The organism is Subdoligranulum sp. APC924/74 (assembly GCF_003324125.1).
GTDB classification, from domain to species: domain Bacteria; phylum Bacillota; class Clostridia; order Oscillospirales; family Ruminococcaceae; genus Gemmiger; species Gemmiger qucibialis.
Genome location: NZ_PSQF01000014.1, coordinates 1 through 26010, shown reverse-complemented (window position 1 = coordinate 26010; position 26010 = coordinate 1). Strand labels below are relative to the sequence as shown.

The 26010-nt window shown below is 56.9% G+C and carries 21 protein-coding genes and 1 tRNA gene; 10 read left to right on the top strand and 12 right to left on the bottom strand.

The features are described from left to right. Positions 1-98 precede the first annotated feature (98 nt). From C4885_RS05895 to C4885_RS05885, 3 genes are read right to left on the bottom strand one after another with little or no spacing between them, the layout of a single operon-like run. Positions 99-1082: a hypothetical protein gene (locus C4885_RS05895; RefSeq protein WP_113999445.1), complete on the bottom strand. Its 984-nt coding sequence runs from the start codon at positions 1080-1082 to the stop codon at positions 99-101. Next, the gene (locus C4885_RS05890) at positions 1049-2044 is read right to left on the bottom strand and encodes a hypothetical protein (protein WP_113999444.1); all 996 of its coding nucleotides are present in this window, start codon (positions 2042-2044) and stop codon (positions 1049-1051) included. Before C4885_RS05890 ends, C4885_RS05895 begins: the two co-directional genes overlap by 34 nt. Further along, entirely contained in the window at positions 2031-3488 is a 1458-nt protein-coding gene (locus C4885_RS05885; RefSeq protein ID WP_113999443.1) for a spore germination protein, read from the bottom strand. Before C4885_RS05885 ends, C4885_RS05890 begins: the two co-directional genes overlap by 14 nt. 67 nt (positions 3489-3555) lie before the next feature. Here C4885_RS05885 and C4885_RS05880 point away from each other — a divergent pair, with 67 nt between their 5' ends. Beyond that, entirely contained in the window at positions 3556-4227 is a 672-nt protein-coding gene (locus tag C4885_RS05880; protein WP_113999442.1) for a DUF421 domain-containing protein, read from the top strand. Continuing rightward, positions 4228-4596: a DUF4363 family protein gene (locus C4885_RS05875; protein ID WP_113999441.1), complete on the top strand. Its 369-nt coding sequence runs from the start codon at positions 4228-4230 to the stop codon at positions 4594-4596. Here C4885_RS05875 and nrdR read toward each other — a convergent pair. The 3 genes from nrdR to C4885_RS05860 all read right to left on the bottom strand — a co-directional run bounded on the left by nrdR (position 4593) and on the right by C4885_RS05860 (position 8876). Further along, complete coding sequence (nrdR, locus tag C4885_RS05870; RefSeq protein ID WP_113999440.1) at positions 4593-5072, bottom strand: transcriptional regulator NrdR; 480 nt, start codon at positions 5070-5072, stop codon at positions 4593-4595. The genes C4885_RS05875 and nrdR overlap by 4 nt on opposite strands. An 18-nt stretch (positions 5073-5090) precedes the next feature. Beyond that, complete coding sequence (gene secF / locus C4885_RS05865) at positions 5091-7409, bottom strand: protein translocase subunit SecF (protein WP_113999439.1); 2319 nt, start codon at positions 7407-7409, stop codon at positions 5091-5093. A 192-nt stretch (positions 7410-7601) separates the two neighbouring features. Then, on the bottom strand, positions 7602-8876 hold the full coding sequence (locus C4885_RS05860) for an aminotransferase class I/II-fold pyridoxal phosphate-dependent enzyme (RefSeq protein WP_113999438.1): 1275 nt from the start codon (positions 8874-8876) through the stop codon (positions 7602-7604). Positions 8877-9225: 349 nt separating this feature from the next. Between C4885_RS05860 and C4885_RS05855 the strand changes: the two genes are divergently transcribed. The 8 genes from C4885_RS05855 to sufU all read left to right on the top strand — a co-directional run bounded on the left by C4885_RS05855 (position 9226) and on the right by sufU (position 17150). After that, entirely contained in the window at positions 9226-9861 is a 636-nt protein-coding gene (locus C4885_RS05855) for a YitT family protein (RefSeq protein WP_242979495.1), read from the top strand. A 314-nt stretch (positions 9862-10175) separates the two neighbouring features. Further along, positions 10176-11549 (top strand): MATE family efflux transporter, encoded by a 1374-nt coding sequence (locus C4885_RS05850; RefSeq protein WP_113999436.1) that lies wholly within the window; start codon positions 10176-10178, stop codon positions 11547-11549. A 171-nt stretch (positions 11550-11720) separates the two neighbouring features. Then, positions 11721-11804 (top strand) — tRNA-Leu (locus C4885_RS05845). Positions 11805-12252: 448 nt separating this feature from the next. Then, positions 12253-13005 carry a Fe-S cluster assembly ATPase SufC gene (sufC, locus tag C4885_RS05840; protein ID WP_113999435.1) on the top strand — a complete coding sequence of 251 codons (753 nt, stop codon included), beginning with the start codon at positions 12253-12255 and terminating at the stop codon, positions 13003-13005. Between the two features lie 7 nt (positions 13006-13012). Continuing rightward, a complete protein-coding gene (gene sufB, locus C4885_RS05835; protein ID WP_113999434.1) occupies positions 13013-14440 on the top strand; it encodes a Fe-S cluster assembly protein SufB in 1428 nt (475 codons plus the stop codon). Positions 14441-14457: 17 nt separating this feature from the next. Beyond that, complete coding sequence (locus C4885_RS05830; RefSeq protein WP_113999433.1) at positions 14458-15513, top strand: SufD family Fe-S cluster assembly protein; 1056 nt, start codon at positions 14458-14460, stop codon at positions 15511-15513. Next, positions 15503-16726 (top strand): aminotransferase class V-fold PLP-dependent enzyme, encoded by a 1224-nt coding sequence (locus C4885_RS05825; protein WP_113999432.1) that lies wholly within the window; start codon positions 15503-15505, stop codon positions 16724-16726. Before C4885_RS05830 ends, C4885_RS05825 begins: the two co-directional genes overlap by 11 nt. Beyond that, complete coding sequence (gene sufU / locus C4885_RS05820) at positions 16716-17150, top strand: Fe-S cluster assembly sulfur transfer protein SufU (protein ID WP_113999431.1); 435 nt, start codon at positions 16716-16718, stop codon at positions 17148-17150. Before C4885_RS05825 ends, sufU begins: the two co-directional genes overlap by 11 nt. A 164-nt stretch (positions 17151-17314) precedes the next feature. On the opposite strand, the gene C4885_RS05815 is transcribed toward sufU, so the two are convergent. From C4885_RS05815 to glgB, 6 genes are all read right to left on the bottom strand, one after another. After that, a complete protein-coding gene (locus tag C4885_RS05815; RefSeq protein WP_113999430.1) occupies positions 17315-18358 on the bottom strand; it encodes an acyltransferase family protein in 1044 nt (347 codons plus the stop codon). Positions 18359-18394: 36 nt separating this feature from the next. Next, positions 18395-19402, bottom strand: a complete 1008-nt coding sequence (locus C4885_RS05810; RefSeq protein WP_158538816.1) for a serine hydrolase — start codon at positions 19400-19402, stop codon at positions 18395-18397. A gap of 355 nt (positions 19403-19757) precedes the next feature. Beyond that, positions 19758-21176, bottom strand: a complete 1419-nt coding sequence (gene glgA, locus C4885_RS05805) for a glycogen synthase GlgA (protein ID WP_113999428.1) — start codon at positions 21174-21176, stop codon at positions 19758-19760. A gap of 164 nt (positions 21177-21340) precedes the next feature. Beyond that, positions 21341-22465, bottom strand: a complete 1125-nt coding sequence (gene glgD, locus C4885_RS05800; protein ID WP_113999427.1) for a glucose-1-phosphate adenylyltransferase subunit GlgD — start codon at positions 22463-22465, stop codon at positions 21341-21343. Further along, positions 22459-23682, bottom strand: a complete 1224-nt coding sequence (locus C4885_RS05795; RefSeq protein ID WP_113999426.1) for a glucose-1-phosphate adenylyltransferase — start codon at positions 23680-23682, stop codon at positions 22459-22461. Before C4885_RS05795 ends, glgD begins: the two co-directional genes overlap by 7 nt. A gap of 85 nt (positions 23683-23767) precedes the next feature. Beyond that, positions 23768-25858, bottom strand: a complete 2091-nt coding sequence (glgB, locus tag C4885_RS05790; protein WP_113999425.1) for a 1,4-alpha-glucan branching protein GlgB — start codon at positions 25856-25858, stop codon at positions 23768-23770. Positions 25859-26010: the final 152 nt, after the last annotated feature.

The window sequence follows — 26010 nt, the reverse complement described above, 5'->3', positions numbered from 1 at the left end:
CTCCGGGCTGTTTTCTATCTGTTTTTTGGTCTTGGCTGGCAGACTGCCCGGCTGGATGGCACACTGGCACTGCAAATAAAGGCGTGCTTTGGTGGGGATCAGCCTTCACCGGGGTGGTGCCAGTGCAGGGTAAGCTCCGCCCGCAGCGCCCCCTGCGTGCTGCCATAACGGTTTTGCAGCCAGAAACACAGGTCGAGCGGGTCGGCATCCGGGCCGTTTATTCCGTACAGCGCCGTTATCAAACCGTCAAATTCCCGGTTGGCGGCTGCGGCAAATGCCACCTGCAGTTCGGCATCCGGGCGGGCGGCGGGAGTCAGGTCTTTCAGTTCCACATCCCGCAGGGTCAGGTTTACCCGCACGCTGCCGGGGGCCAGCACCTGCACATCGGCGGCGGCTTTGGCGGCAAGGTGCAGGTCATCCGGCAACGTGCAGTCCAACCGATGGGCCTGGCCGCACAGAATAGCCGCCAGCTGGGCAGCCAACGGGCTTTGCGTCTGGCGGGCTGTATTGGCAGCGGTATCATAAAACAGCATGGCGTATTCCCCGCCCGCACTGACGGGCACAGCGGCGGTTTTGGCGTTATCAAACAGGGTTTGCAGGCCGCAGTGCAGCTGCTGCTTTTCTTCCAGCGCTTTCAAGTTTTCGTACAGGGTCGGCGTTTGGTCCTGGATGGGCATCTGCACGGCAGGATCCAGCACAAACACGGCGATTTCCGGCGCGGGGCGGGCGGTGCTTTGCAACAGCTGAGCGATTTCTTCTGCCAGCGGCCAGCTGCACCCGGCAGGCAGAACGGCAAGGTCCATCAGGCCGTAAAACGGCTGGCCGTTCATGGTTTGGGCGGCGGCATTCCAGGCGGCAGCACAGGTAGCGCCGCTGCCGGTAAAGGTTTTGCAGGCGGCGGAATCCTCGCTTTGCTGGTCACTGGTCAAAAGCGTGACCGTGTAGCCGGCATCCTGCGCGGTAAAAAACACCGCCCGCACAATTTCCCTGTGGGAAAGCAGCTGCCCGCCGCAGCCCGCCAACAGGCAGCCCAGCAGCACCGCCGCCATCAGGCGGGATGTTTTATGCATGATACCAACCATTGGCAGCCTCCTGTTACCATCACAACCGCAGCGAAGCCCCAGCAGACGGCACTGCGCCAATAAAATGCCTGTTCCAGCGGCACGGTGCGCAGCACAGCACACAACAGAGCCATGCCGCCAAAGTACAGCGGGTAACGGTCCAGCCCGGCGGCAGCGCTGCCCGCCCCGGCGCGGCCACCCCACAGTTCCACCATGGCATACAGGTACAGTGCCAGCCGCACCGTGACTGCCATGCACCACAGCAAAATTTGCAGCCATTCCAACCGGTTAAAAATTGAAAGCGCCCCGCACTGTGCAGCCCCCTGCACCGGGGTTTGGCGGGTGGGCATGGCCGCGCCAAAAAACAGCTCCAGCAGCAGGTGGACCGCGGCATCAAAGCCCAGTGCTGACGCGGCAAATGTTACTGCCTTGCGGCAGCGCTGGCCGGGCTGCGGAGGCCAAAGGGCAAACAGCAGATATTCCGGCGGGAGCGCCAGCTGAGAAACAAACGCCGCCTGCCAGTCCTGCCCTGTCAGCGGTGCCGCATGCAGGTTGGGTACACGCAGGCGCGGCGCGACCGAGAGTACCATGATTGCCATACACGCGGCACCGAACACCAACAAGGCGTTGGCCGTCTGGCGCAGGGCGGGCTCCCGCCGGAGGTAGATGACCGGTGCCAGCACGACAAAACAGGTGCCCGCCAGCCCCAGTGTACCGGGGTACACGCTGCCAAACAGGGCGTGCAGGCGCAGAATTTCCAATGCTGAACTGATTGCCAGCAAAACACAGAGAACTTTTTGCAGCAGGGCGTTTCCCTGCCAGCTGGTCGACACTAACAGAAGCACAGCGGCCAGCACCGCCGCGCTGGCGGGCAGAGCCAGCAGCCCTGCCCGCGCCCAATAACCGGTGTGCAGCCGCAGCAGCGTATCGGCCAGAATGCTGAGGAGCAGCACGGGGTAAAAATCCACATTACTCTTTTGCATGGCGCGGCAGCACCTCCCCTTTTTGTGCCAGGCGGGACCAGATGGCCCGCACAAAACCATCCCGCAAGGCTGCCTTGCCCGGCGGCATGAGCGGGTAAAGATAATCATAACCGAACGGGTCGCTGCCGCAGGCCATGGCCAGAATCAGCAACGCCCCACAGGCCAGCCCCGGCACACCGAACAGTCCCGCCAGCAGTATGACCGCAAAGCGGAACAGAATCGACTGTTCATACAGCGCCGGGACTGCCAGGGTGGCGATGGTGGCCGCCGCGGCCATGGTGAGCACCGGCACGCTGATGATGCCCGCCGAGACAGCGGTTTCGCCAATGATGAGCGCCCCCACAAGGCTGACGGTGTGGCTGATGGATTTGGGGGCGCGCAGCCCGGCTTCACGCACAATTTCCAGCAGCAGGGTCACGGCCAGCATTTCCGGCATGGGCGGTAGCGGCGTGGAGGCTTCGCCCTGGGCCAGTTTGGCCAGCAGGTGCACGGGGATCAGCTCCGGCGCAAAGCTGACCGCCATGACATACAGCCCCGGTCCAAACACCGCCAGCAAGAACGCCAGATATTTGAGCAGGCGGATGAGACCGGCAAACACTGCGCCGGAAGAATAATCGTCCAGGCATTCAAAATGCTCGGCAAAAAAGCTGGGCACCACCATGGCAAGCGGGCTGCCGGATACAAGGATAACGATTTTGCCCTCACAGATGCGGGCGCAGGCGGTGGCCGGGCGCTCGGTATAGGCTGCCGCGGGGAAAAGGTTGAGCTTGTCCTGCTTGAGGAACGAGGCAAAATAGGTGCTGTCCAGCAGGACGGGGATTTGTACCCCGGCCAGCCGCTGTTTGAGGGTTTGCACCACATCCGCCGGGGCCAGGGCGGTATCATAACAAATGGCATACTCGGTTTTGGCACGGGTGTTGGCGGTGCAGATCTCCGCCGTAAAGCTGCCGGTGCGGAACTGACGGCGCAGCTGGGAAATGTTATTGCGCAGGTGCTCGGTAAAGGCATCCTGCGGGCCGCGCATGTTGCCTTCCCCGCTGGGGTTGGTCACGCTGCGGCCCGGCATATCCTGGGTGGAAAACGCCAGCGCCTGGCCGCTGCCCTCCACCAGCAGCACGGCCATGCCGCCGGCGAGGGCTTCCACCAGCTGGGTACGGGTGGTGATGGGGGTTTGCTCTGTGGGTAGGCAGCTTTGCTCTGCCAGGTACTGCACCAGCTGCGGCCCGGCCTTGCAGCCCGGCACGCCTTGACCCAGTGCGTGCAGCACCATGATGCAGAGTTTTTCCGGCGAGGAAAGCCCCGCAAACATGGCGATGCAGCAGCGGCAGCCGCAAATCGTAAAGCTTTTGGTATAGAAATCCGATGAGCCGCCAAACATAGTTTGCAGAAACGCCTGATTTTCAGCAAGGGCCTGCCCCAGCGGCTGGTTATCCGCAGTTGTCATGTAATCACCTTCCCTTGCTGTTCAGTGTGACCCAAAAACGGCAGGGATAAACGCAGGAGGTGCTTTTATGCTTGCATCGGTTTTGCATACCGTAATTATTTATGCTGTGGTTATTTTTGCCATGCGGCTGATGGGCAAGCGGCAGCTGGGGGAATTGCAGCCATCCGAGCTGGTAACAACGTTCATGATTTCCAATGTTGCCTCCATCTGCATTGATGAGCCGGATCTGCCGCTGCTTTCCAGCCTGGTGCCGATTTTATTGATTGCGGCGCTGGAAATATTGAACTCAACCGCCGCCTATTACCTGCCCGGCTATGCGGCGCTGCTGTTTGGGAGACCGGTGACGGTAATCCAGGATGGGCAGATCCGGCAGGATGCACTGCGGCATCTGCGCATGACGCCGGGCGATCTGATGGAAGCGCTGCGCGGCAAGGATATTTTTGACCCGCGGCAGGTAGTATGGGGTGTGGTGGAGCCCAACGGGAGCATCAGCGCCGCGCAAAAAGTGGCGGACGACAGCCCGCTGCTGCCGCTGTTGGTAGACCAGGAAGTTTACCCCGAAAATCTGGCCCAGCTGGGGCGCAATGAAGCCTGGCTGGATACCGACCTTGCCAGGCGCGGGATGCGGCGGGCAGAGGTACTGGCTTACCTTGGCAATAAGGAAAGCTGCGTTGTGATACAAAAAAAGACCGCCCAGAACGGGCGGTCTGAAAAACCGGAAAGTACAGGTGGTTTTTGAATGAAGCGCAACTGGTATGCCATCGCCATTCTGGTCCTGCTGGCGGCGGTGCTGCTTGGCTGCAAACAGTATGTAAGCGCCACTGCGGGCAGCCTGCGCGCCCAGGTGCAAAGCGCTTATGCGCAGACACTGACGCAGCAGTACCCGCAGGCGCAGCAGGCTTTCCGGCAGGCCGCGCACAGTGCAAGGCAGGCCAGCAAAAAGCTGGGGCTGCTGGTGCGCCGCAACGCGCTGGATCGCATGAACGAAACCATGGCGGTTTTGCCGCAGTATGCCAACCCGGAAAACCAGGCCGACCTTGCGGTGGAAGCTGCACGGGTGCTGGCGCAGATCGACCAGCTGGAGCAGTGCTTTACGGGCACATTTTAGCCCTGCATGCCGCCGTTTTTGGCGCGGGAATCCAGCATGTCTTTCAGCTCATCCATAAAGGTGTTGACATCGCTGAACTGGCGGTAGACGGAAGCAAAGCGCACATAGGCAACGTCGTCCATCTTTTTCAGCTGCTCCATGGCAAGGTCCCCAATATAGACGGAGGTCACTTCCCTGTCGTAAGAGTTCAGCAGCACCTGTTCAATGCGGCTGACGGCGGCATCCAGCTGCTCATAGCTGACAGGGCGCTTTTCGCAGGCGCGCAGCATGCCGTTGAGCAGTTTCTGGCGGTCGAACACTTCACGCGAACGGTCTTTTTTGATGACCATCAGGGGCACAGTTTCCACGATCTCATAGGTGGTAAAGCGTTTTTTGCAGGAAAGGCACTCGCGGCGGCGGCGGATCTTTTCGCCGTCCTCCGTGGGGCGCGAATCAATTACCTTGGATTCATCGGCACCGCAGTACGGGCAACGCATAGCAAAGTTCCTCCTGGTTTACGCTTTCTTGGGGGCGGGGGCAGCCTTGCGGGTCTTGTAGCTGACCCACAGCTGGGTTGCAATACACATGGTGCTGTAAACACCGCTGACCATGCCAAACAGCAGCGGCACCGCAAAGGTGAAGATGCTGTCCAGCTTGAAGATGATGGACACCACGCAGACGATTGCCAGTGCAATGCAGGTGGTGATACTGGTCATCATGGAACGGCCAAAGCTCTGGTTGATGGACAGGTTGACCAGCTCCGGCAGGGACATCTTTTTGCCGTAAAGGCCGCTGTTCTCGCGGATACGGTCATAGATAACAACGGTATCGTTGATGGAGTAGCCCAGAATGGTAAGCATAGCTGCAATAAAGTTGCCGTTGAGGGGAATGCGCAGCAGAACAAAGACGCCGTACACAACAAACATATCGTGCAGCAAAGCAACGATTGCCATGGCACCGGCGGACCAGCCGCCAATGCGGCGGAAACGCACGGCAACGTACAGCAAAATCAGCACGCAGGCAGCCACAACAGCCACAACGCTCTTGGCCAGGAACTCGTTGCCGATGGTGGGGTTGACGTTGCTGACTTCCTGCTGGACAAACTGGTTGTCCGGGTAGGTGGTGTTCAGGGTTTCGATCATGCTGTCCAGCTGCTCGGTGGAAAGGGTCTCGCTGCCGGGCAGGTTGATGGTCAGGGTCTGTGCACCGGAAACATCCGTGCCGGTCTGTACGGTCAGGTTGCTCTGGCCCAGCTCGGCGGCTACCGTCTGCTTGACATTGTTCAGGTCAACATCGCCCTGGTAGCCAACGGTAACCATAGCGCCACCCTTGAACTCGATATCCATGGTAACGCCGAAGACAAAGCTGAACACCAGCACCACGGCAACCAGAACGCCGGAGAAGGTGTAGAACTTCTTGCGGTTGCCGACAAAGTTGATGTTGGGGCACTTGTAAGTCTTTTTGCCATCCTTGGAACCGCCATACAGAACGGGGTTGCGGAACGCCTTGCAGCGGGATGCACCACGGATCATAATGCGGGTTGCAAACACGCCAAAGACAAAGTTGAGCAGAACACTGGTGAGCAGCGTGAAGCCGAAAGAGTAGATGCTGCCAGCCGTGGAAGGACCAAACATGAAGAAGATGGGGTTGAACACCTTGCCCCAGAAGCCATCGGTGGGGCCAAAAGCACCCATCAGCAGGGCTGCAACGATGACGATGGTCACGTTGCCGTCAATGATGGGGGTCAGGCCCATCTTGAAGCCGCTGGCGATAGCGCCATCCAGCGTTTTGCCGTTGCCAAGCTCTTCTTTGATGCGCTCAGCGGTGATAACGTTGGCGTCAACGCCCATACCGATACCAAGGATGATACCGGCGATACCGGGCAGGGTCAGCGTGGAGCCATTGAACACGGTGAAGTAACCGGAAACAAATGCCAGCGTGGCGACAACCTGGCCAAACAGAGAGATGACCGCAATGGTACCGGGCAGACGGTAACGCACGATCATGAGCAGAGCCACAAAGGCAAAAGCAATGATGCCGGCCAGCACCATCACATCCAGGCTCTTAGCGCCCAGGGTGGGGCTGATGGTGGAGAAGCTTTCGGCCGAGAGGGCAAAAGGCAGAGAACCGGAGTTAATCTGGTTTGCCAGCGCGGTGACCTGGTCCTGGGTGAAAGAACCTTCGATCACAGCGTTGCCGTCCGTGATGGCAGTCTTGACGGTAGCGGTGGAGATGTTCTCGCCGTCCAGCCAGATGGAGATGGTGCCGTTGGACTGGGCTGCCAGCTCGGTGGTGGCCTCAGCAAACTTTTTGGCACCGTCAGCGCTGAACTGCAGCTGAACAACATAACCGTTCTCCTGGTTGTAGCCTGCGGTTGCGGACGTCACATCGTCACCGCTCAGGATCTCTTCGCCGTCGGCAGTAGAGCCCTTGCGGAACACCATCTCGGCGGTGGTGCCGATCTCGTCAATGGCGGTCTGGGGATTAAAGTCGGTTTCGCCGGTTTTCCAGGGGAAACGGACGATGATGCGGTCCTTGTTATAGTCCACATAATCCTCATAATCGGTAATGCCAAGGCCGACCAGACGGTCTTCGATGACGGTTTTGGCCGCGGTCATCTGGTCATCGGTGGCTTCCACACCGTCAGCCGGCATGAACGTCACGTCCACGCCGCCACGGATGTCGATACCGAAGCGGATATCCTCCGCGCCCTTGATGTAGACGTTCTTGGTATCGCCGTATGTGTAGCTCACGCCGAACAGGGCGGTAAATGAGAACACGACGATCAGCAGCGCCGTGACAATCAGATGCCACGACTTCCCTCTCTTATTCATATGTACCTCCAAACATTGCCCGCGCACCGGCACGGGCGGGGTTTTATTACCGGCGTATGCGCGTTGCCGCACACCGCCATGCAGGGAAGCAGCCGCCTGCCGGAAAGCAGGCGGCTTTTTCCCTTTTTACAGGCGCACCCGGCCGGGAAAACCGGGCGTACCTGTTTTAACTATGCAGGATGGCTGCTTATTTTATTCTGCCAGCAGCTTTTCGACCACAGCCAAGCGCACGCAGACGGTGAGCAGCATGGATGCGGTTTCTACCTCAGACAGGCTGGGGTAAGTGGGGGCAATGCGCAGGTGGGAATCCTGCGGGTCAATGCCATAAGGGAACGCTGCGCCGGCGCCGGTCAGGGTCAGGCCGCAGTCCTTGCAGAGCTGGGCTACACGCTTGGCACAGCCGGGCATGACATACAGACTGATGAAGTATCCGCCTTTGGGATTGGTCCAGTGGGCGATATTGCCGCAGGGGGTCAGCTCATGGGCAAAGGTGGTTTTGACTGCGTCAAAGCAGGGCACCAGGCGGCGGCGATGCTTGGCCATATGCTGCAGCACGCCGTCCTTGTTCTTCAGGAAGCGGACATGGCGCAGCTGGTTCATCTTGTCATAGCTGATGATCATGACAGAGAAGCGCCTGCAGATATAAGCCAAAGATTTTTCACTGCATGCCAGGGCAGAAACACCAGCGCCGGGGAAGGTGATCTTGCTGGTAGAGGTGAACATGAAAACGCGGTCCTCGGTGCCATACTGCTTGCTTTCATTCAGCAGCACCGGGGTCTCGATGATTTCATCGGTCAAGTGGTGAACAATGTAAGCTTCGTCCCAGAAAATCTTGAAATCCGGGGCAGCGGTCTTCATGGATGCAAAGCGGCGGATGGTTTCATCGCTGTAGACATAGCCATCGGGGTTGGAGTACTGCGGTACGCACCAGATGCCCTTGATGGTGTCGTCTTCGGCAACCAGCTTTTCCACCATATCCATATCGGGGCCGTCCGGCGTCATGGGGATCGTGATCAGCTCAAAGCCAAACTCCTCGGTGATTTTGAAATGGCGGTCATAGCCGGGGGCCGGGCAGAGGAACTTGCGGTGCTCCACCTGGGACCACGGGCAGGGGGATTCCGGGAAGCCAAAGGTATGACCTATGCTGATAAGGTTGTACATCAGCTGCAGGCTGGAGTTGCCGCCCACAAAAACCTCGCTGGACTTAACGCCCATCACATCGGCAAACAGGGCGCGGGCTTCTTCCAAACCTTCCAAGTTGCCATAATTGCGGGCATCATAGCCATTCTCGGTGGTATAGTCACTCATTTTCAGCAGATCCATGGCCAGGTCCATCTGATGAGGGCCTGGTTTACCGCGGGCCATGTTGAGCTTAAGGCCCTTGGCCTTGAACTCGGCATAGGATTGTTCCAGCGCAGCCTTTTCTGCACGGAGCTGGTCTTTGGACATTTCAAAATAATTTGCCATAATCATTTCCCCCTAGATCGTGGGCTGCCATGGTGCTACACGCGCACAGGGCAGGTCCAAGTACGTTTCCCTCTTGTGTCCGCTTGTATGCACAGAGCATACAGTTTTCAGACATACATATTAGTATAAACGAAACGGCCACAATATACAAGCAGTTTTGAAATTTTTCCCACAAAAAGCAGGCGGTTTTTGGCCCAAAAGCAGGTAAAGAAGAATGGATAACCAGCCATAGATTTCTATATTGACCTTTCAGCGTGGACATGTTACACTTTTGTTGTACTAAGGTGTACGCATATTTATTCATGAGCTCAACTTTTGTCCGGCCGGGCAGCACAACTGGAGTATGGTTATGGAACAGCATGTCACCTTCCGGCGCGTGGCCGGTATGCTGGTGGGCATTGTGATCATCAGCCTTGGTGTTGCCCTTTTCAAGTTTGCCCATCTGGGCAACGACCCTTTCAACGCGCTCAACATCCGCTCTGCGGAGCTTGCCGGGCTGACCCTTGGCGTACAGAACCTGATTTATAACGCGGTATTTTTCACGATGCAGATGATTTGGGGCCGCAGATATGTCGGCTTTGGCACCGTTGCAAATGCCGTTTGCTGTGGGTTTATCATCACGTTTTTCTATGATTTCCTCACTGCGCATTTTGCACAGGCCGCTACCCTGCCCTCACAGCTGCCGTGGGTGGCTGCGGCTGTGGTGTGCACCTCACTTGGCATTTCGCTGCACCAGACCTCCGATTTGGGGGTTGCCCCGTATGATTACCTGGCGCTGGGCCTGCGGGACCACACGCCACTCCCCTATTTCTGCTGCCGCCTTTTTACGGATACGCTGTGCGCATTGCTGGCTTTTTTGCTGGGCGGGCTGCTGGGGCTGGGCACCCTGATCTGTGCGTTCTGCCTGGGACCGCTGATCCAGTTTTTCAACACCCATGTTTCCGAAAACGTGTTGCAATATGTTCCAACCGGGCGGCAGGCATAATATTTACCAGCGGCGCAATCATAATTTTGCAGCGGTGGCAGCTTTGGCTTGCCGCTGCTTTTGGTTGTTTAATGGCATTTTATCTAAATTTGGTGTAAGATATAAGGCAATACCGCATAATTCTAAGTGCCGATACGGCGAGCGAGGTGCGGCAGCTGCTAAGCCAAAAGCGCAGATAATACTGGATGTCTTATCGAGCATTTTGGCAACGCAGATGCCGTGCCGCAGCCGCCGGAGCGGTGCTTAAGCCGCAAGGCGGGAATTGTGCGGTGTTGCCATAAGAAAACATAGATTTAGGAGCGTAACAAAACAAGATGGCACAACAAAACAAGAGCAATTCCCTGACCGAAGGCAGTGTAGCGCGCGGCATGCTGCTGTTTGCGATCCCTATTTTTATCAGCAATTTGTTCCAGCAGCTGTACAACGCGGCAGACTCGCTGATTGTGGGCAACTTTTTGGGCGGCGAGGCGCTGGCGGCAGTTGGTTCTTCCGGCAGCCTGATTTTCCTCTTGACCGGCTTTGTGAACGGCGTAGCGCTGGGTGCCGGTGTGCTGATTGCCCGCTACTTTGGCGCAAAGGACTGGGAGAGCCTGGAAAAAGCCATCCACACCACGGTGGCGCTGGGCCTGGCCGCCGGGGCGGTGCTGACGGTTGTGGGCGTGATTTTGACCCCACAGATCCTGCACTGGATGGGCACGCCGGAGGATGTTATCGGCAACTCGGTCGCCTACTTCCGCACCTACTTTTTGGGTTCCATTGCAGTGGTCATGTACAATGTGGGTGCCAGCATTCTGCAATCGGTCGGCAACAGCCGCAGCCCTATGAAGTACCTGATTGCAGCATCGCTCATTAACATTGTGCTGGACCTACTGTTTATCGGCGTACTGGGGTACGGCGTGGCTGCGGCCGCATTTGCCACGATTATCTCCCAGTCAGTCAGTGCCATTCTGGCATTCTCCAAGCTGATGCGCAGCAAGGAAGCCTGGGCTGTGAGCTGGCGCAAGGTTCGGTTTGACGGCCCCATGCTGCATGGCGTTATTTTGCAGGGCCTGCCCTCCGGCATCCAGAACTCGGTCATCTCGCTGGCAAATGTTATTGTGCAGGCAAACATCAACTCGTTTGGCGCACTGGCCATGGCCGGGTGCGGCTCTTACAGCAAGGTGGAAGGTTTTGCTTTCCTGCCGGTCACCTGCTTTTCGATGGCACTGGCCACTTTTGTCAGCCAGAATGTGGGTGCGGGCAAGCCTGACCGCGTGCACAAGGGTATGCGTTTTGGCGTGATTTGTTCGATTACGCTGGCCGAGTGCGTCGGCGTTGCGGTTTGCCTGCTGGCGCCTTGGCTGATTGGTGCGTTCAGCAGCGAGGCCGATGTGGTCGCCTTTGGCGTGCGGCAGGCACACACCATTGCGCTGTTTTACTTTTTGCTTGCGTTCAGCCACTGCTGCGCCGGCATCCTGCGCGGATTGGGCCGCCCCATTGTGCCCATGGCCGTTATGCTGGCGGTCTGGTGCGCATTGCGCATTACTTACATTACGGTAACGCTGCACTTTATCCATGATATCGGGGTCATCTTCTGGGCATACCCTCTGACCTGGAGCATCTCTTCTCTGATGTTCCTGCATTACCTGCGGCATTGCACGATTCCCCGTGTCGGCGGCGGCGCACCGCACGATATGAAAGATGTGTGATGTGGGCGGATACAAAAAACATATCACATATAAAATAGCGGGTACACTGCCACATGAAGTGAGCTGCTTTGCCGTTCGCCGCAAATAAACCATTCGCTTTTTTACACTCTGGGCGGCAGGGCTTTGCGGATTGACAATTTCCCCGTTTTGCGCTACAATACCATACAGTTAGCCGCCGTGGCGGAACTGGCAGACGCAAGGGACTTAAAATCCCTCGGTGGAAACATCGTACCGGTTCGATCCCGGTCGGCGGCACTGGCTGAGCCTTACCGGATTTTCCGGTAAGGCTCTTCTTTTTTTGTGGGGTTCCCCTTTGCATAACCGCTGCAGCCACGGCCAACACTGATTGGAAAGCGGTGGGCGGGGCCGGCTCGTATTTGTTATGCCTAACTGTCATTTCTGTGGTCACCGAACGCCAAAAATCGCCCGATTCGTCCATTTTTGGTGCAAAATTGCAGGGTTTGTACCAGTTTTTGCGGTTTGCCCTTGACGCAAAGAAATTGTTGGAATATAATAAGCACCGTTAATCCTAGAGTTTTTATAGGATATGAAAATAACAAAGGTGCCCGGCACACCACCGCCTGCCTGCTTTGCGCTGCAAACGGATGGCTGCACCGGACGCCGAACCAAGCTGCGGGTTTGCCTGCGGCTTTTTGAAATACAAACGCTCACCTTATTATAAAGCGAGCAGGAGGCAGTTTTTATGGCAGAGCAAGTTTTGAACGTAACCGGTCTGGCCGCACGCGTGGAAGACAAACAGCTGTTGCACGGCGTGGATCTTACCATCAACAAGGGCGAAACCCATGTGCTGATGGGCCCCAACGGCGCAGGCAAATCCACCCTGGGCTATGTTTTGATGGGTGCCCCCAAATATACCGTGACCGGCGGCCAGATCCTGTTCAAGGGCGAGGATATCACCCATGAATCCACCGATAAGCGCGCCAAGGCCGGCATGTTCCTTTCTTTCCAGGAGCCGCTGGAAGTTCCCGGCTTGACGCTGGAAGGCTTTATCCGCAGCGCATTGCAGCAGAAGGTCGGCCATGTGCGTTACTATGACTTTAAGAAAGAGCTGGCCCGCTGCATGGACATTTTGCAGATGGATGCTTCTTACGCAGAGCGCAGCCTGAACGTTGGTTTTTCCGGCGGCGAAAAGAAAAAGGCCGAGATTTTGCAGCTGATGATGCTCAAGCCCTCCCTCGCCATTCTGGACGAGACGGACTCCGGCCTGGACGTTGACGCCGTGCGCCTGGTTTCCAAAGGCGTGGAAGAATACCAGAAAGACCACAACGGCGCTTTGCTGATCATCACCCACAGCACCCGCATTCTGGATGCGCTGTCTGTTGATTACACCCACGTGCTGGTCAACGGCAAGATTGCTGCAAACGGCGATGGCAGCCTGGTGGAAGAGATCAATGTGAACGGCTACGAGCGCTTTGAAAAGATGGCGGAGGCCTGAGAAATATATGGCAGAAGTAAACGAAGCAAAACGCGAAAAATCGCAGGTTGAGGACATTAACCGCAGCCTGTATGATTTCCGCTATGAGGAAAAAGACGCCTACAAGGTAGACGCTGGCCTGACCCCCGCCATTGTAGAGCAGATTTCCCGTGAGAAGAACGACCCCGACTGGATGTTGGAGCTGCGCTTGAAATCGCTGGAGATCTATAATAAGACCGGTATCCCGGAGTGGGGCCCGCCGATTGATGAGCTGAACATGGATGATATCATCACCTATGTGCGCCCCAACACCAAAATGAGCGCCAAGTGGAGCGAAGTTCCCACCGACATCAAGGATACCTTTGAAAAACTGGGTATCCCCCAGGCCGAGCGCGACAGCCTGGCCGGTGTCGGCGCACAGTATGACTCCGAGCTGGTATATCATAACGTGAAAAAAGAGGTTGCGGAGCAGGGTGTTATTTACACCGACCTGGAAAGCGCCATGCACGGCCCTTATGCCGAGATGATCCGCACCCATTTCATGCACCTGGTTCCCCCCACGGATCACAAGTTTGCCGCCCTGCACGGCGCGGTATGGTCTGGCGGTTCTTTTGTGTATGTTCCGCCGCATGTGCATGTGGAGATTCCCCTGCAGTCCTATTTCCGCCTGAACGCCCCCGGCGCTGGCCAGTTTGAGCACACGCTGATTATTGTGGACGAGGGTGCTTCGCTGCATTTCATCGAGGGCTGCTCTGCCCCCAAGTACAATGTGGCCAACCTGCACGCCGGCTGCGTGGAGCTGTTTGTGGGCAAGAACGCCAAGCTGCGGTATTCCACCATTGAGAACTGGTCCAAGAACATGTACAACCTGAACACCAAGCGCGCCATTGTGGAAGAGGGCGGCGTGATGGAATGGGTTTCCGGTTCTTTTGGCTCCCACACCTCTTACCTGTACCCCATGACCATCCTGAAGGGCAAGGGCTCCCGCATGGAGTTCACCGGCATAACCTTCGCCGGTCATGGCCAGAACCTGGATACCGGCGCCAAGGTTGTTCATACCGGCGCGGATACTTCCAGCTATATCAACACCAAGTCCATCTCCAAGGACGGCGGCATCAGCACCTTCCGCAGCGCGGTGGTCATTAACAAGAATGCCAAGAACAGCAAGGCTGCGGTTTCCTGCCAGTCTTTGATGCTGGATACCATCTCCCGTTCGGACACGATTCCCGCAATGGACGTGCGCACCCCCGATGCTGACGTGGGCCACGAAGCCCGCATTGGCCGCATCAGTGATGACGCCGTGTTCTACCTGATGAGCCGCGGCATCCCCGAAGAGGAAGCCCGCGCCATGATCGTGAGCGGCTTTGCGGATAATGTTTCCAAGGAACTGCCGCTGGAATACGCAATGGAAATGAACAACCTGATCCGCCTTGAGATGAAGGGCAGCATTGGGTGAGCAAAGGAGTTGGGAGTATGGCAAATGAAACAATGACCGTCAACCGGCTTCCCGCTCTGACGTGGAACTGGCTGAAAATGAATGCAGCCCGGCTGGAAGCAAACGCCCCCGCCGTGGGTGCCGCCCCCAGCTTTGTGCAGACCGCACAGCTGGCCCGCAGCAGCGCTGCACAGGACTGGGCCATGGAGACCGGCATGGGCACTGACGTTGACCGTTTTCTGGCCAACAGCCCAGCAGAGTACCTGACCCTGGGCGAAAACGAAGTGATGGATGCCCCCGCGGTTATCACCTATACCTACCAGCCCGGCACCCCCGCCGGGGACCGGCTGTACCTGGAAGCCAAGGCTGGCAGCACCATGCAGGTGGCTGTGATCCTGCGCAATGAGATCGCTGGCGAGGGCTTGGCCGCTTTGCAGATCAAGATCAAGGCCGAGGCTGGCGCTGTGGTCAATCTTTCGATGGTGCAGGTACTGGATAATGGCTTTACCTGCCTGAGTGACATCGGCACCACCTGCGCAGACGGCGCAAGCTTTGAGCTGACCAAACTGGAACTGGGTTCCGGCAAGCTGTATGCCGGTGCTGCCGCCGATCTGATCGGCAAAGGCAGCAACTTTACCGCCAGGATCGGCTACCTGGGCCAGGGCGAACAGCGCCTGGACATGAACTATGTAGCCCGCCACCGCGGCAAAAAGACCACCTGCGAGATGGATTCCACCGGCGTACTGGCCGGTAAGGCATTCAAGCTGTTCCGCGGCAGCATTGACCTGCTGCCCGGCGGTTCCGGCGCCAAGGGCCAGGAGCAGGAGAACGTTCTGCTGCTGGGCGACGGCGTGGTCAACCAGACCATTCCGCTGATTTTGTGCGGCGAGGAGGATGTGGAAGGCAACCACGGCGCAACCATCGGCCGCCTGGACGAAAAGATGCTGTTCTACCTCGCCAGCCGCGGCATTCCTGAAGAGGCTGCCCGCAGCCTGCTGGCCCGCGCCCGCATTGAGGCCGTAGTTGACCTGCTGCCGGAGGCACTGGCGGAAGAAGCACACAAATTCATGGAGGCGCACACCGATGAGCTTTGATTTTGTGGATTATAAAAAGGACTTTCCCCTGCTGATGCAGCAGGACGTTGCCTATCTGGACAGCGCCGCCACCGCGCAGCGCCCGGCCAGCGTTTTGCAGGCAGAGAAAGAATTTTACGAGCAGGCCAACGCCAACCCCCTGCGCGGCCTGTATGAACTGGGCGTGGAGGCGACTGACCGTTACGAGGCCGCCCGCGAGCGGGTACGCAAGTTCCTGAATGCACGCAGTGATGCCGAGATCATCTTTACCCGCAACACCACCGAAAGCATCAATCTGGTTGCTTACAGCTATGCGCTGAACAACATCCATGCCGGGGATGAGATCGTCATCACCATCATGGAGCACCACAGCAACATGCTGCCGTGGCAGATGGTTGCCCGCCAGACCGGTGCCAAGCTGGTTTACCTGGAATGTGAAAAAGACGGCAGCCTGCCGGATGAAAAGCTGGAAGCCGTCATCGGCCCCAAGGTAAAGCTGGCCGCCATTGGCCATGTTTCCAACGTGCTGGGCTGCGTAAACCCGGTAGAGAAAGTGATCGAGCTGGTACACCGCAACGGCGGTGTTGTGCTGGTCGATGCCGCCCAGAGTGCCCCCCACATGAAAGTGGATGTGCAGGCTCTGGATGCTGATTTTGTTGCATTCTCCGGCCACAAGCTGATGGCCCCCATGGGTATTGGCGTTTTGTATGGCAAGGAGAAGCTGCTGGATGCCATGCCGCCGTTTTTGACCGGCGGCGAGATGATCGATTCCGTTACCCGCGATGGCGCTGTGTATGCCGAGCTGCCCCACAAATTTGAGGCCGGCACCGTGAATGCAGGCGGCGCGGTTGCGTTGGCTGCGGCCATTGATTATCTGGAATCCGTTGGGCTGGAAAATGTCCACGCCCAGGAGCAGGCCCTGACCCGCTATGCCTATGAAGGCATGAAGAAGATCCCCGATGTGAATATTCTGGGCAGCGATGACCCGGACAAGCACTGCGGCATTCTGAGCTTTACGGTGGACGGTGTGCACCCGCACGACATTGCCACTATTCTGGACAGCTGCCATGTGGACGTGCGTGCCGGGCACCACTGTGCACAGCCGCTGCTGGCTTATCTGGGTGTGCGTTCCTGCGCACGCGCCAGCCTTGCATTTTATAACACCACCGCTGACATTGACCGCTTTCTGGCGGCGCTGGGCGGCGTAAGAAAGGAAATGGGTTATGCCGAGTAGTACGTTTTATAATGAGGTGCTGACCGACCACAACCTCTACCCCGCCCATAAAAAGCCGCTGCCCGGCGCCAACATGACGCTGGAGGGTGTGAACCCCAGCTGCGGCGATGACATTATTTTGCAGCTGAAAGTAGAAAACGGCAAGATTGAGGACGGCAGCTTTGTTGGTGACGGCTGCGCGATCTCCCAGGCTTCGGCAGATATCATGCTGGACATGATCATTGGCCGCAGCGTGGATGAAGCCAAAGACCTGGCCGAGACCTTTTTGAAGATGATTAAGGGCGAAGCTACCGATGCCGACATTGAAAAGTTGGAAGAAGCCGGTGCGCTGCAGGATATCTCCCACATGCCGGCCCGCGTAAAGTGCGCAGTGCTGGGCTGGCACACCATGGAAAAGCTGCTGGATCACAAGGACGAGCAGTGATTCCTGGCGGAGGACTGATTCTTTCACGTTGGCCCTGAAAGTGATTTTATAAAATAAAGCCAGGCGTGTTTTGCAAAGTCGATTGCTTTGCAGGGCACGCCTGGTTTATTTTTTTGCTCTTTTATTTGTTTTATTGCGGTTGGATAAACGCATCTGCGAACGCTTTATCCACGGCGGGAAAAGAGAGCCGGGAGCGTTTTGTACCAGATGTTTGCAATGCCGTTCAGGATGGCACACACCGGGGCGCTGGCGCACAGGGCCACCACCGCGGGGATGATAAAGCACAGCCAGGTAATAACGGCAGGCAGACCGTGGGAAGCACAGGCTTCGTAACAGCCAAGTTGAACCAGAAGCGCGTACAGCGGCATGTGCAGGATGTAGATGGGCAGGGTTCGCTGGCCCAGGCTGGCAAGCGGCTTGATGAGCCCCAGAATGGGGGTGATGGCCAGCACGGTGCCAAAGCCCAGCAGGTAGAACACTGCGCGATCCTGCATCAGGTAGCCGCCCACCGCATAGGCGTCGGACTGGAAGATGCGGGCTCCCTCATACACCGGGGTTTCGGCGGTGACGATGCGCTGGACGGTTACGGTATAAAACACCACGATGGCCGCCGCCAGCGGGCCCCAGGCATACCAGCGCTTTTGCCAGCTGCGGAACGGCTCTGCAAACAGCACACCGAACGCAAAGAACGGGAAAAAGGAAAACACACGGCCCAGATCAAACGGCCAGTTGACACAGCCGCCCAACAGGCCTATGGCAATGGCCGCGGCCATCCCTACGGTACTGGCCAGCAGGCCGCGCCGCTGGATGGCGCGCAGCAAAGGCACGGTGAGCATCCAGAACATGAGGGCATACAGATACCACATGTGCCGCCATGGCAGCAGTACATTTTGCAGCCAGCCACCCTGATCCACAATGTTATCTTTCAGGGCAGCCGCACGGAACGCCGTGATGCCCGCCTGGCTGATAAGGTAGAGCCATAGCTGCTGCGTGACCAGCTTGCGCAGGCTGAACTTAGCCACCAGGCCGCTGGCTGTGCAAAAAATTGCCATATGGAACAGGTAAATGCAGGTAAACAGCGCGTTGATGCCCGGCGCGGTACCACGGTGATACTCGATAAAATGGCCAATGACAACGCACAGGATGCCAAAGCCTTTCATAGCGTCCACATAGAGTTGGCGCTGGGCGGCAGTTTTCTTGTTTGGCAAAGGTCGGCTCCTTTCTTGAAACGGCGCTGGCGTAGTTTATGGGTTCCAGTATTCATACACCAGCTGGCCAAGGGTCTGCATGGCCTGGGTGGGTTCTTCGGGGAAGTCTACATTTTCATCTCCCTGGTCTGTCATGCAAACAATCCAGTAGGGATGCTTGGCATACACAATGGCAACATCGTGATATGCGTAATCCCAGCTGCCATACTTTTTGGCGGCAGGCACGCCATCCGGCACATACAAAATATCATGGTCGGCGGCCAGCATACAGGTTTTCAGGTAGGCTGCGGAGGCGCTGCCTGAATCCAGATAATCATACACCGCGGACACAATGTTGGCAAACTCGCCAGTGGAAGCCATACCGATAATGCCGGTTTGCGGGGTAAGGTCGCAGGTTGCGGCATAGGCAAAGCCGTAATCCGCCAGGAACTGCTGGAAGCCGCTGGATTCATTGGCTGGCCAGTGGGTTGTCAACAGGGTGACGGCGTTGTTATCGCTGTGGGCGATCATAGCACGCATGGCGGCTTTGGCCGGGATGGTCTCGGCATCGTTATAGGCTTGCAGCGCCGTATCAGACAAACGGCCGCGGAACTGGTTGGGCAGTTCATCTTCCAAGTCCAGTGTTCCGGCATCGGCCTGGCCGCACAGCCAGAACGCATAGGGCAGCTTGAGCAGGCTGGCGGGGTAATACAGGGCATCCGTGTTATAAGTATAGCTTTCCCCCGTTGCCGGATTTTGCAGGTAAAGCGAAAAGCTGCCCGGCTGCGCGGCGCAGAATTCATCCAGCAGCTCGTTCAAGTCTACGCTGGGGGCTGTTTCCCGCGTGGTGGCAAGGGCGGATTCCAGCTTTTGGGCTGTGGACCAGTATTCCAGCTCTTCCGCCGCAGTAGCATAAACGCTGCCATTGGGCACCCATTGCACGGCCATGGCGGTTTCGGCTGTGGCCTGTTCATTCAAATCCACCGTTGCGCCGCAGCCCGCCAGCAAAAGCGCGGCCAGTGCCGGGGCGATGCACGGTACATACCAATGTTTTCTTTTCCCCATAGGATTGCTGTTATGTTTCCTTTCCCGATTGACTGCAGGCATGGGATTTTCCTTAATGCCACGGCCAAAATTCCGGTACTATTGTAACACATGTTCGGCAAATTGTGGCAAAAAATCCGAAATTTCTTCATTTCCGGATGGCTGGCTTTTTCGAAATTCCTGTGCTGCGTTCTGGAAGCATTCGGTTCGTCTCCCCTGTCACGCTGCTATGCTGCCGCACGGGCGTATCTATTCTTTCCGTTTTCCTTTTCACCGGACCAATCCCAATGAAACAAAAATCCCGCTGTATGCGGCTTTTCAGGCTGCACACAGCGGGATTTGATTTTAACTCATTAGGGAGCAGCTTCCCAAAGACTTACCAGAGGTTCACGACCTCATTGTACAGGCCCTCATAGCTCTTGGCGGAGTTGGACCAGCTGAAATCACATTCCATGGCGCGCTTGACCAGCACGGGCCAGCCTTCCTTGTTCCAGTAGCCTTCCTTGGCACGCCAGCAGGCTTCGTACAGCTCGTGGGCGTTGTAATTGGCAAAGGTAAAGCCATTGCCATAGCCATCGCCGGAGTCGTGGATGGAGTCGCGCAGGCCACCGGTCTCACGCACAACGGGGATGGTGCCATAACGGCAGGATACCATCTGGGCCAGGCCGCAGGGTTCGGAGCGGGACGGCATCAGGAAGATATCGGCACCGGCATAAATGCGCTGGGCCAGCTTGGCGTTAAAGCCAATGTACACGCCAACGCGGCCGGGGTTGCGGGCGCACAGCTCGTTGAAGAAATTCTCGTACTGGGCTTCGCCGGAGCCGAGGATCACCAGCTCAATGCCCTGCTGCAGCAGACCTTCGGCAATGCTGCGCACCAGGTCAACGCCCTTGTGACCGACCAGACGGGTGACCATGGCCATGACCGGGCTGCCATCCTTGTTCAGGCCGAACTCGTCCTGCAAAGCTGCTTTGCAGACGGGCTTGCCCTGCTGAACCGTGTTGGCATCATAGTTCTGCGGGATATCCGGGTCGGTGGCGGGGTTGAAAACATCCACGTCAATACCGTTCAGGATACCGCACAGCTTATACTGCTTCTGGCGCAGCAGGCCGTCCAGACCATGGCTGAACCACGGGTCCAGGATCTCCTGTGCATAGGTAGGGCTGACGGTGGTGACCTTATCAGCAGTCTCGATTGCGCCCTTCATAAAGTTGGCGCAGCCATCATACTCCACAATGTGGGCATCGCGTGCGCCAATGCCGCAGGTATCCTCCAGGATATCCATGCCATACTTGCCCTGGTAGGCAATGTTATGGATGGTGAATACCGTCTTGATGTGGTTGAACTTATCCAAGTGGCGGTAGTACAGGTTGAGGTAAACCGGGGTAAGGGCGGTCTGCCAGTCGTTGCAGTTGATGATATCCGGCTCAAAGTCGGTATAGAACAGGGTTTCCAGAATGGCGCGGGAGAAGAAAGCAAAACGCTCGCCGTCATCATAGAAGCCATACAGGCCGCTGCGCTTAAAGTAATATTCGTTGTCGATAAAGTAGAACGTCACGCCGTCATGCTCGGCCTTGAACAGGCCGCAGTACTGGCTGCGCCAGCCCACGGGCACGCTGAAATTGGTAACATAGGTCAGCGTATCCTTGAACTTGAGATCGCCGTACAGGGGCATGATAACGCGGCAGTCAATGCCGTCACGAACCAGAGCCTTGGGCAATGCACCGGCAACATCGGCCAGACCACCGGATTTTGCATACGGTGCAGCCTCGCTGGCTGCATAGAGAATTTTCATGGGTACCTCCTTGCAGAGCCGCTGGAGCGGCTGTTTGCAACGCCTGCCGGGCAGGCTGTTATGATAAAATAAGGAAAGAGCGGAGAAGCGTGTTCACTCCCCCGCCCTTTCCTGCAAACTACCCGCCGGGGAGAGTTGGCGGGAAAGTTCAGGGCGTAATCAGGTTACACCGTGTGCCTTTTGGCAACAAACACCGGGAAAGAATCCGTGCCGATCAGCTTTTTATCTGCCGTGATGTGGACATTCTTGTCGGTAACCACATACTCAACGGAGCTGTTCTCCTCCACAACGGTATCCTGCATCAGCACACAGTTGCGCACAACAGCACCCTTCTTGATCTGGCAGCCACGGAACAGCACGCTGTTTTCAACGGTGCCTTCCACCACACAGCCGTCAGCCAGCAGGCTGTTCTTGACCTTGCTGCCTTCCAGGTAACGGGTGGGGTTGTCGTCACGAATCTTGGTGTAGATGGGGTTGCCTTCGTTAAAGAGCTTATCGACATTGCCAGCCTGCAGCAGGCGCATGTTCTCGTCAAAGTAGCTCTTCATATCGCTGATGCGGGCCACATAGCCGTCAAACTCATAAGCCTGAACATTCAGCAGGCTCAGGTTGCGGGCCAGGATATCGCGCTCAAAATAGACCAGACCGCGCACAGATGCATCGCGGACAAGCTGGATCAGGCTTTCGCGCTCGATGATGTACAGGTTCATGGACAGATTCTGGACGCCGGGACGATAATCGTTGGAAAGCAGCTCAGCCACACGGCCATTATCAATGCGGATGGTGTAGTTATCGGTGCGGGCGCCATCGGGGATTTCGCCGCGGTTGTATACCATGGTAACGTCTGCGCCGGACTTGACATGAGCTTCGATCAGCTTGTTAAAGTCGAAGTTCATGGCAATGTTGCTGTCAGACAGGATCACATAGCGCTCTTTCTGGTCCCTCAGCCAGTTCAGAACGCTGGCCAGTGCATCCACACGGCCGCTGTACAGCTTGATGCTGCGTTCTGCAAAAGGCGGAACAATGTTCAGGCCTCCGCGCTTGCGGGTCAGGTCCCATTCACGGCCTGCGCCCAGGTGGTCCATCAGGGAATGATAGTTTTTACGGACGATGACCGAAACATTATCCACACCGGCGTTTGCCATGTTGGACAGAACAAAGTCGATCATGCGGTAACGCCCTGCGAACGGGATGGAGGCCATTGTGCGCTCCGCTACCAGTTCGGGGACAAGGTTATCATAAGAGTTTGCAAAAATGACGCCCAGTGCGTTTGCGTTGCTGCTTACCATTGTTCCTCACCATCCTTTACATCATTGGAAATCATTGCCTTGGGGCCAACCGTTGCGCCCTTGCCGATCTTGACACCGGAACCAACCGTTGCAACATCGCCGGGTTCGGCAATATTCAGGCCGCTTTCCGGCATTTTGCCCACGGTAGCACCCTCTTCGATGGTGACATTTTCGGCCACGATGCAGTGTTCGACCTTTGCGCCAGCCTTGATGACAGTGCCGCCCATAACAACGGCTGCTTCAACAGTGGCGCCCTTTTCGACCACAACGCCGGGGAACAGGATGGAGTTTTTAACGGTGCCGTCAACCTGGCAGCCTTCGGTGATCATCGAGTTCACGATGTCAGCGTCCGTACCAATGCGCTGGCAGGGGCGGCCGGAGTTGCGGGAGTAGATCTTCCAGTTTTCATCAAACAGGTTGATGCCGGAATGGGTCGGATCCAGAACCTCCATGTTGGCCTGCCACAGGCTGGAGATGGTTCCGACATCCTTCCAATAGCCGCTGAAACGGTAAGCGTACATGCGGCGGTTATCACGCAACAGTGCGGGAATGACATTCTTGCCGAAGTCGTTCTCACTGTTGGGATCGTTTTCGTCCTCGGTGAGGTACTTTTTCAGGATATCCCAGTTGAAGATATAAATGCCCATGGAAGCCAGGTTGCTCTTGGGGTTCTTCGGCTTTTCCTGGAATTCGCTGATGCGGTCATTCTCGTCCGTAACCATCAGACCAAAGCGCGGGGCTTCGCTCCAAGGCACTTCCATAACGGCAACCGAGAACTCGGCGTTCTTCTCTTTGTGGAAGCGCAGGAAATCAGCGTAATCCTGCTTGCAGATCTGGTCGCCGGACAGGATGATGACGTACTGCGGGTCATAACGGTCAATGAAGGAAATGTTCTGGTAAATTGCGTTGGCAGTGCCCTTGTACCAGTCAGAGCCGGTGGCCTGCTGGTAGGGCGGCAGCACATGGACGCCGCCATGCAGGCGGTCAAGGTCCCACGGCTGGCCGTTGCCGATGTATTCATTCAGGACCAGCGGCTGATACTGGGTCAGGATGCCAACGGTGTCAATATCAGAGTTGACACAGTTGGACAGCGGAAAGTCGATGATACGGTACTTACCGCCGAACGGAACCGCCGGCTTAGCCAGCTTCTGGGTCAGCGCGTAGAGGCGCGAACCCTGGCCGCCAGCCAGGATCATTGCGATCATTTCTTTTGCCATAATTGTTCTCCCCTTAAACTTGTTTATCTCCACGGGCCGCACCGGCTGCGGGTTGCCGCCGGTACCGCCCTTACACACCAGACGTTTACGATTCCGTTACCGGTGTTTTGGGCTTGGTTGTTTTTGCCGCTCTGGGCTTTTTAGCAGCCGGTTTTGTTGCCACGGGTTTGGCTGTGCGCTTTTTGGGGGCGGCAGTTTTGGTGGCCGCAGGCTTGGCTGCCTTTTCGGGTTTGGCTGCTTCGGCAGTTTCTGCCTTGGCGGGCTTTCCTGCCTTTTTGCGGGCAGCGGGAACGCTGAAATAGATGGTGGACAGCGGCGGCAGGGTTACCTCAATATGCTGGTCAAAGCCGTGCATCGGGCCCTTGACGCTCTTTACGCTGCCATTTTTGACACCGGTACCGCCATACTTGACGTCATCCGAGTTGATCAGCTCTTTGTATGTACCGGGGTTGGGCACGCCCATCGAGTAGCTTTCGCGCAGGACGGGGTTAAAGTTGCAGACAACCAGGAGCATCTTGCCCTTGGCGTCCCGGCGCAGAAACGCGATCACGCTCTGTTTGTTATCATCCGGCACGATCCACTGGAACCCTTCCCAGCTGTAATCGACCTGCCAGAGAGAGGCGGTCTCACGGTAGAAGTGGTTCAGATCCTTGACGTAGGTTTGCAGTTCATGGTGCTTATCATAGCCAAGAAGCATCCAATCCAGCTGCTTTTTCTCGTCCCATTCAATGAACTGGCCGAATTCCTGGCCCATGAACAGCAGTTTTTTGCCCGGATGAGCCATCATATAGCCATAGAAGGTGCGCAGGTTGGCGAACTTTGCTTCGTAATCACCGGGCATCTTATTGATCAGGCTGCACTTGCCGTGCACAACTTCATCGTGGCTGATGGGCAGGACAAAGTTTTCACTGAACGCATAGAAGAAGCTGAACGTAACTTTGTTATGGTTGCCGGCACGGAACAGCGGGTCAGTCTTCATGTAGCTGAGCATATCGTTCATCCAGCCCATGTTCCATTTGAAGTTGAAGCCAAGGCCACCATCGGCTGCCGGTTTGGTAACCAGCGGCCATGCGGTGGATTCTTCGGCAATCATCATTTTATGCGGGTGGCGGTCCAGGATAGCCGTATTGCACTTTTGCAGGAACGCAATGGCTTCCAGGTTTTCCTTGCCGCCCTTTACGTTTTGTTCCCACTCGCCATCGCGGCGGTTGTAATCGAGATACAGCATGCTGGCCACTGCGTCCACACGCAGACCGTCCACATGGTACTGCTCGATCCAGAACAGCGCACTGGATACCAGGAAGCTTTCCACTTCCGGCATACCAAAGTTGAACACCATGGTGCCCCACTCTTTATGCTCACCGCGGCGGGGGTTGGGGTCCTCATAGCAGGGGCCGCCGTCAAACATGTACAGGCCGTAAGCATCCTTGGGGAAGTGGGCGGGCACCCAGTCCAGGATTACGCCGATACCGGCCGCGTGCAGCTTATCCACAAACTCCATAAAGTCGTGCGGGGTACCGTAACGGCTGGTGGGGGCAAAGTAACCGCTGACCTGATAGCCCCAGCTGCCGTCAAACGGATATTCCGTAATGGGCAGCAGTTCCACATGGGTATAGCCCATATCTTTAATATAAGGCACAAGCTGATCCGCCAGTTCGGAATAATTATAGGGGACACCGTCCTCCTTCATTTTCCAGCTGCCGGCATGCAGCTCGTAGATGCTCATCGGGCCGTTGATCACATCATTTTTCTTCTGCGCATCTTCCCACGCGGCATCGTGCCAGTCAAAGCCGGAAATATCAAAAACTTTGCTGCCGTTGGACGGGCGGGTTTCGGCATGGAACGCATACGGGTCAGCCTTGTACACCAGCTCATCCGCCGGGGTGGTAATGCAGTATTTATAAACATCATAGGTTTTGATGCCGGGAATGAACAGCTCCCAAATGCCGTCTGACACCTTTTCCATCGGATGGCTGGTGGGCACCCAGCTGTTGAAATCGCCCACAACGGAAACTGCTTTGGCGTGCGGCGCCCACACGCGGAACACCGCGCCGGGCTGGCCGTCCTGCTCTTCCAGGTGGCTGCCAAAGTAGCGGTAGGCTTCAAAGTTATTGCCCTGATGGAACAGGTAAACTGGCAAATCGGAAGGCTTCGCCGCTGACTGTGTTTGTTTCACCTTATAATCTCCCCTTTTGGCATGCACCGCGCCGGTTTACCACCGACCGGGCTGCCCCTTTGATCATGTTCCCAGGGCAATACCGCATAATTCTAAGTGCCGATACGGCGAGCGAGGTGCGGCAGATGCTAAGCCAAAAGCGCAGATAATAC

Bases quoted from the DNA above. Each gene is read 5' to 3' on its own strand.
- C4885_RS05895 (WP_113999445.1), bottom strand. From the start codon at position 1,082: ATGGTTGGTATCATGCATAAAACATCCCGCCTGATGGCGGCGGTGCTG.
- C4885_RS05890 (WP_113999444.1), bottom strand. From the start codon at position 2,044: ATGCAAAAGAGTAATGTGGATTTTTACCCCGTGCTGCTCCTCAGCATT.
- C4885_RS05885 (WP_113999443.1), bottom strand. From the start codon at position 3,488: ATGACAACTGCGGATAACCAGCCGCTGGGGCAGGCCCTTGCTGAAAAT.
- C4885_RS05880 (WP_113999442.1), top strand. From the start codon at position 3,556: ATGCTTGCATCGGTTTTGCATACCGTAATTATTTATGCTGTGGTTATT.
- C4885_RS05875 (WP_113999441.1), top strand. From the start codon at position 4,228: ATGAAGCGCAACTGGTATGCCATCGCCATTCTGGTCCTGCTGGCGGCG.
- nrdR (WP_113999440.1), bottom strand. From the start codon at position 5,072: ATGCGTTGCCCGTACTGCGGTGCCGATGAATCCAAGGTAATTGATTCG.
- secF (WP_113999439.1), bottom strand. From the start codon at position 7,409: ATGAATAAGAGAGGGAAGTCGTGGCATCTGATTGTCACGGCGCTGCTG.
- C4885_RS05860 (WP_113999438.1), bottom strand. From the start codon at position 8,876: ATGGCAAATTATTTTGAAATGTCCAAAGACCAGCTCCGTGCAGAAAAG.
- C4885_RS05855 (WP_242979495.1), top strand. From the start codon at position 9,226: ATGGAACAGCATGTCACCTTCCGGCGCGTGGCCGGTATGCTGGTGGGC.
- C4885_RS05850 (WP_113999436.1), top strand. From the start codon at position 10,176: ATGGCACAACAAAACAAGAGCAATTCCCTGACCGAAGGCAGTGTAGCG.
- sufC (WP_113999435.1), top strand. From the start codon at position 12,253: ATGGCAGAGCAAGTTTTGAACGTAACCGGTCTGGCCGCACGCGTGGAA.
- sufB (WP_113999434.1), top strand. From the start codon at position 13,013: ATGGCAGAAGTAAACGAAGCAAAACGCGAAAAATCGCAGGTTGAGGAC.
- C4885_RS05830 (WP_113999433.1), top strand. From the start codon at position 14,458: ATGGCAAATGAAACAATGACCGTCAACCGGCTTCCCGCTCTGACGTGG.
- C4885_RS05825 (WP_113999432.1), top strand. From the start codon at position 15,503: ATGAGCTTTGATTTTGTGGATTATAAAAAGGACTTTCCCCTGCTGATG.
- sufU (WP_113999431.1), top strand. From the start codon at position 16,716: ATGCCGAGTAGTACGTTTTATAATGAGGTGCTGACCGACCACAACCTC.
- C4885_RS05810 (WP_158538816.1), bottom strand. From the start codon at position 19,402: ATGGGGAAAAGAAAACATTGGTATGTACCGTGCATCGCCCCGGCACTG.
- glgA (WP_113999428.1), bottom strand. From the start codon at position 21,176: ATGAAAATTCTCTATGCAGCCAGCGAGGCTGCACCGTATGCAAAATCC.
- glgD (WP_113999427.1), bottom strand. From the start codon at position 22,465: ATGGTAAGCAGCAACGCAAACGCACTGGGCGTCATTTTTGCAAACTCT.
- C4885_RS05795 (WP_113999426.1), bottom strand. From the start codon at position 23,682: ATGGCAAAAGAAATGATCGCAATGATCCTGGCTGGCGGCCAGGGTTCG.